Genomic DNA, 5,452 nt, shown 5'->3' with positions numbered 1-5,452 from the left:
AGCCGGTAATGATTCCGGTAAACATGGTGCCATTTTCGCAGGGAATCCGGGCGCGGCGGCGCAGACAGCGCCAAAGGCCCGGAAAAGAGGGTGTTCAGCCGTGATTCACAAGGCTTGTGCAGGCACGCGTGGGCCGGTTCAGACGTCTATATCTAAGGGAAAATGGCCGTAACCCAATGGTTACGGGCGCAAGCAGCTATTGTTTTGATAGCGGATATGGGTGTTTTGCGAGCGTTCGCAGGGAAGACCGATGTCCACCATTGCGCTAGAAAGCTTCCCGGCCCGCCAGGCGAGCGACGATACGCAGGTCGGGCCCGACCCTGTCGGTAGACAGGAACTGGAGTTGGAGCCCGTTCGCGAGCGTTTGCAGGGGTTCCAGGGCAGCCATGCCCTGGCCAGGCCCAAGCAGCCTGGGCGCGAGGTAAACCAGGAATTCATCCACCAACCCGCTGCGGATCAGCGATGCGTTGAGCTTGCTGCCGGCTTCGACATGCAGTTCGTTGATTTCGCGCTGCGCCAGGTCTTTCATCATGGCCGCCAGATCCACTTTTCCCCGGGCGTCGGGCAGGCAGGTGACCGTCGCACCTTTGGCGACCAGCGCGGCTTCTTGTGGCGAGCCTCGTGTGGCGGTGTAGATCCACACCGGACCTCCTGACTGGAATATCCTGGCACCAGGCGGTGTTTGCAGCAGACTGTCGACAATCACGCGGCAGGGCTGCACCTGCGTTTCCACCAGCCGCACGTCCAGCTGAGGGTCATCCTCCAGCAGGGTCCCGATGCCCGTCAGCACGGCGGAGGCCCGGGCCCGCCACGCGTGGCCGTCTGTCCGCGCCTCAGGCGAGGTGATCCACTGGCTCTGACCGTTGGCCAGCGCCGTGGTGCCGTCCAGCGAAGCGGCAACTTTCAGGCGGRCCCAGGGGGTTTTGCGGATCATCCGGCTGAAAAAGCCGATATTCAGTTCCCTGGACTCCTCGGCGCCCGGCCCGACCTCCACCTCGACGCCGGCGGCCCGCAGGCGCTCAAATCCCTGGCCGGCCACCAGCGGATTGGGGTCCGCTATCGAGGCGACCACCTTTTTGATGCCAGCGGCAGTCAATGCATCACAGCAGGGGCCTGTTCGTCCGTGGTGGGAGCAGGGCTCGAGGGTGACATAGGCGGTGGAGCCTTTGACCGAGTGGCCTTTATTCGCTGCATCGCGCAGGGCCATGATTTCGGCGTGGGGGCCGCCTGCCTGCTGGGTATGGCCAGTTCCCAAAATTTTGCTTCCACCTGAATCGGTCAGGACGCAACCTACGCGAGGGTTTGGCGCGCTGAGATACAACGCCTCTTCGGCCACACGCAAGGTCTGCAGCATCGCTGGGTTCATGATGGATTTTCTAACGGGGCAGATTTAAGCTGAAAGGTTGTAGGGTCAGGGATTTCATTCTGAGGCAAAGCCCATTTCCAGCACCCTGCGACTGGCGACTATATTCCCTTGCCTTGTCGCGGGGGTCATTTTCGTCTGCATAAGCGCCTCTATGATTTCGGCTTGCTGGCTTCGGCTGATTTCTGGTCTCGAAGAAATGATGTTCATATCCAGCAAACGGCCATCCTCTGCAATCCATATTTCTATGACCAGACGACGCAGTTTCAGGCTTGTTGCAGTTTTGTCCGGAAAGTTCCAGTCGAGCATCGGAAGGGCCGGCTGGTCGACCTCTTCAATGTCAAAAAAACGAACATCAGACATGCCGGGCTTTCTCGGGCTGGTGGAAGAAAGCTCCTGGCCGGGGGCAACCAAACCTTCAGCAGGCGCTGGTTTGATAGTTGCCGCAAGCTTTTCAGGCGGTATGGACTCGGTGGGTTATGCCTGAGCAGCATTGCTGGGCTCGGTCATGACCCGAACGACCATGCTGTGATTCGCCGGACGTGCCGCAGTTGCAGTTTTTCCGGGTTTTTCGATGGATTGCGATACGAACAACAGCACGCTACCGTGCATGAGTAGGGAAGCAATGGCCGCAATCACCCAGCGGTTGTGCTGAGAAAAACGTCTTTCCTTCTTATGTTTCACCGGTTGGTGCGGCTGGGCTCATCATTTCCAGCAAGAAGTGGCTGCATCCTGGGCAGAAGAAAATGCTGTTGAATAATTCACGTTGCTTTTTACGCCCGTATTCGTGATCTGGTAGTCGCCGCATTTATCAGCAGACATTGGGCCAGGTGAATTGCGCGTTGCGGTGACGGTATAAGTTCTTGCTGCCGCGGCAGATACGGCAATGCTGTAGGCGCCACCGCCATCACGGGGTGATTGCTTCAGATTCGCCGGGAACAAATCGGCCACCGCGGTCCCCGCGGTATTGGTGTCGTACTTCATGTTTTCCGTGTAGTGGCGCTCCATCCATTGAGAAGCTTCAAGGAGCACGGTGCGAACCTCGGCCCTGCGCCCCCTCGCAACGTACTCCTTGTAGCTCGGAAGCGCGACAGCACTCAAGAGGCCAATGATGGCGACCACGATCATCAGCTCAATCAGTGTGAAGCCCCTGCTTCGAGGCGCAACGCCGTGGGGTCGATTTTTCGCGGTTGCCTTGTGGAAAGGAATTTTCATAGGTTTTACCTGGTCTTGAAGGAGGGAATTTCGCGCCAGTAAATTCGCGCTTTCGTGTTGTCTCCCTTGCCCTGCAATCTGGTGCGATCACCAACGACAGCTGTGCAATTGAGTTCCCCCGAGGCACATGCGGTACCGGTTGAATCCCCGGAGACGGTGACACGTTGGTCGATGATCTTGACGGACGCGACGTTATAAACGACACCGCCAATCGTGATCGTGCCAAAGAGCCCCGTGTTCAGCAAGCCCGTGATGGGGTCTACAAAGGTGATGTAAGCAGCGGGCCCGCTAAAGCAGATGTTGCTGCTGGTGGCGGACGGTGCGATGGATRCCGTTGCCAGCAGGCCTTGGCTCATGGTCGGGTTACTCACCACCATTTCCGAGGTGTCCGGCAGATTGATGTACCAACCCTTGTTGTTCGTCCAGTCCATGGCTGCGCCAGTCACATAGCCTTGGCCCAGAATGCCATTGGTGGGGTCCGCGTCATCCACAGTAATGCGTACGAATGTGCGGGCTGCCAGCTGCGTCCGCAGGCGGGGAAGGCCGGTCGTCGTATTGTCGAGCAGCGACGGATCCGCAATGTAGGCGGCGCTGGAATAGATGGGTTTATCCCAGATGCCAAAAATCCCATTAACGTTGCCGGAGCCGTCAGGGAAGTCGGAACTGACAATGGACTTGCCGGTTGCGAAATTAACCACCACGCCGCCCAATGGATGGAACCGATACTCTGGTGCAGAGGTGATGGGCAGGCGGTTCACCGATGCATCTGTAGGCTTGGCGATGAACAATGGCCGTTTGTTGGTGCCATCCGTATTGGCATAAGCAACCTTCCAAAGCGCTGGGTTGGGGCTTGAAACGTCGAACTTCCACAGGTTGCCCTTGAGGTCACCCGCATAGATGACGTCGGCGACCCCATCATTGTTCGTGTCCACCCAGGTAGCTTGCGACAACCCATTGCTGGGCCCGGCGGCGGCCACCAGCTTGACGTAATTCACGCCGGGCGTCCAGACACCGCTATACGGGCCATTTGCAAACAGGATATAGAGCGCCGCCGATCCGTTCGTGCTGTTGACGCCGTTAGGAACAATCGTCGCAAATTTGCCATTGTTCATCTTGGCAACAGCGCCGGCTTGTCGACTTGAACGATTCGTGGTGCCCATTTGCGCCAGGTTGTATCCAAGGTCGCCACTGCTGTCGTCTGCTTCGGAGAATTGCCACTTGAAGACGTTCGCTGCATTTGCTTCTGTCAAGGTATCCGGATCCGTTACGTCAAGAGCAAACACACCCTTGGCGCCGCGTCCCAAAGACCCAAACAGATAGGTTTTCCAGGCGGCTGCAGGGACCAAGGCGTCATAGCCGGGCGCTGCGGCATTGGTGATCGTGGATCCCAGCAATACGTCCGCGGAGTAGGGCGTTCCATCCATAAATGACTGGACTTTTTCGCCAGCGGGGTCTACCCAGTTCTGCAGGCGGGAATGAACAAGTTGTGGCACGTACGAAACGATGGGTGTGCCGCCTTCCGATACGACTGCGGAAGCGTTGAAGCCGTGCAGCATGCCATCGCCTGCACCGATCCAGAGAATGCTCTTGCGGTCTTTTTGGGCTGTGACAAACGTACCGTAGCCTGGGAAAAGGGTTCCGAAATAGTCTGCGTTGGGCTTCGAGGTCACCACGGGGTTGGAGTTGACGACAGGCCCCATGATGGAATTGGTATTGCGTTTTCGGAACCGGAGACCTGTCGGGGTTTCGTCAACGCGGCTGCCCCGAAGCCAGTTGAGCTTGGCCTGGGCCGTTGCATCTGTGCCGCCCACCGCAGTCGTTTTAACGGCATTCGACAAGGCTGCCCAGGTAAATGGCGTGCCGGTCGAGTTCCCGACATTGGTAATGATCTGCCGCGAAGTGGACGCCGTCAATTTGGTATGGCCATCCCAGTAGTAATAGCTGCGGTCCAGCGTGCCGTCGCTCTTGAGGCGAATATCAAAGTCACCGTCAGGCTTGACGATAAATGACAGCACTTCGCCATGGCCGTCGTCGCCGTCAAAGCTGGCCAGATATTTCAGGCTGCCAGTCGTGAGCTGCGAAGCGGCAAGTGCAGGCGCCGTGTTGGAAGCGCCCACAATCGCACTGAAGGCGGCGCGCAAGGCTTTTTCCAGCTCGCTGGGGCGAATTGCCAGGAAATAGTTATCCGGGTAGCCATCTGCGCCAGGCGTACCATCCAGCTTCTTCACATCCCAGTTGGCCTTGTCGGTGGTGGGTTTTTCGAAGTAAATTTTCGGATCAGACGGTGGTACGGTGACATTTTCATTTTTACTGAACCCGCCCCATTTCGCTGCAAGCCAAAGCGGATCCTGAAGCTGAGCAGCGGTTGCCGTCCCAAAATCATATTCAGCGCGGCTCTCTTCCTGGTTCACTTCGCAATTGTTGCAGCCGCCCGATGTATTGATATTGGGGTGCACTGTACCGTCAGCCTTCTTCACGGTCAGCGTGGTGCTGTCTGTGAAACTGTAGGTATAGATACCGGAATGGAAGTGCGCGCCGTCTTTGGTGCTGCCGGATATGGTGTAGCCAAAGCCCTGGGGGTTCACCGACGCGGCGTTGAAAACCCGGGTGTACACATACAACTTGGTGCCTATGACCTCGTACCGCAGGATACCGGAGGCATCGCTGTCATAGTCACCACCTTGTTCAGAGTCTTCCCAGATGATCAGGAATTTCCCTGACGTGGCAGTCGGCGTGCCCACTACGCGGAAGTCAACGAGGGTACCGCCACCAACCGTGCCGCCCGCAACCAGCTGGTAGGAGGGTTGAATGATGATTTTTCGGCCTGCGATCGTCGGGTGGGGGACTTCAATACGCGGTTTACCGGGAGACAGC

General features: G+C 57.7%; 5 protein-coding genes. All 5 read right to left on the bottom strand.

Going from position 1 to position 5,452, the window contains the following annotated elements:
• Positions 1-265 precede the first annotated feature (265 nt).
• Positions 266-1,366 (bottom strand): bifunctional diaminohydroxyphosphoribosylaminopyrimidine deaminase/5-amino-6-(5-phosphoribosylamino)uracil reductase RibD, encoded by a 1,101-nt coding sequence (gene ribD, locus AC1DWI_RS12765; protein ID WP_477724953.1) that lies wholly within the window; start codon positions 1,364-1,366, stop codon positions 266-268.
• A gap of 54 nt (positions 1,367-1,420) precedes the next feature.
• The gene (locus AC1DWI_RS12760; protein WP_477724952.1) at positions 1,421-1,726 is read right to left on the bottom strand and encodes a hypothetical protein; all 306 of its coding nucleotides are present in this window, start codon (positions 1,724-1,726) and stop codon (positions 1,421-1,423) included.
• Between the two features lie 114 nt (positions 1,727-1,840).
• Entirely contained in the window at positions 1,841-2,047 is a 207-nt protein-coding gene (locus AC1DWI_RS12755; RefSeq protein ID WP_477724951.1) for a hypothetical protein, read from the bottom strand.
• Between the two features lie 21 nt (positions 2,048-2,068).
• Positions 2,069-2,578 (bottom strand): type IV pilin protein, encoded by a 510-nt coding sequence (locus AC1DWI_RS12750; RefSeq protein WP_477668970.1) that lies wholly within the window; start codon positions 2,576-2,578, stop codon positions 2,069-2,071.
• Between the two features lie 5 nt (positions 2,579-2,583).
• Positions 2,584-5,452, bottom strand: a 2,869-nt coding sequence (locus AC1DWI_RS12745) for a pilus assembly protein (protein ID WP_477724950.1), incomplete at its 5' end; no start/stop codon positions are given.

This window comes from Polaromonas sp. P3_C2, from assembly GCF_056402675.1.
Note: the sequence above shows the minus strand (reverse complement) of the source record. Positions and strands in the feature narration are given on the sequence as shown.

Bases quoted from the DNA above. Each gene is read 5' to 3' on its own strand.
- AC1DWI_RS12760 (WP_477724952.1), bottom strand. From the start codon at position 1,726: ATGTCTGATGTTCGTTTTTTTGACATTGAAGAGGTCGACCAGCCGGCC.
- AC1DWI_RS12750 (WP_477668970.1), bottom strand. From the start codon at position 2,578: ATGAAAATTCCTTTCCACAAGGCAACCGCGAAAAATCGACCCCACGGC.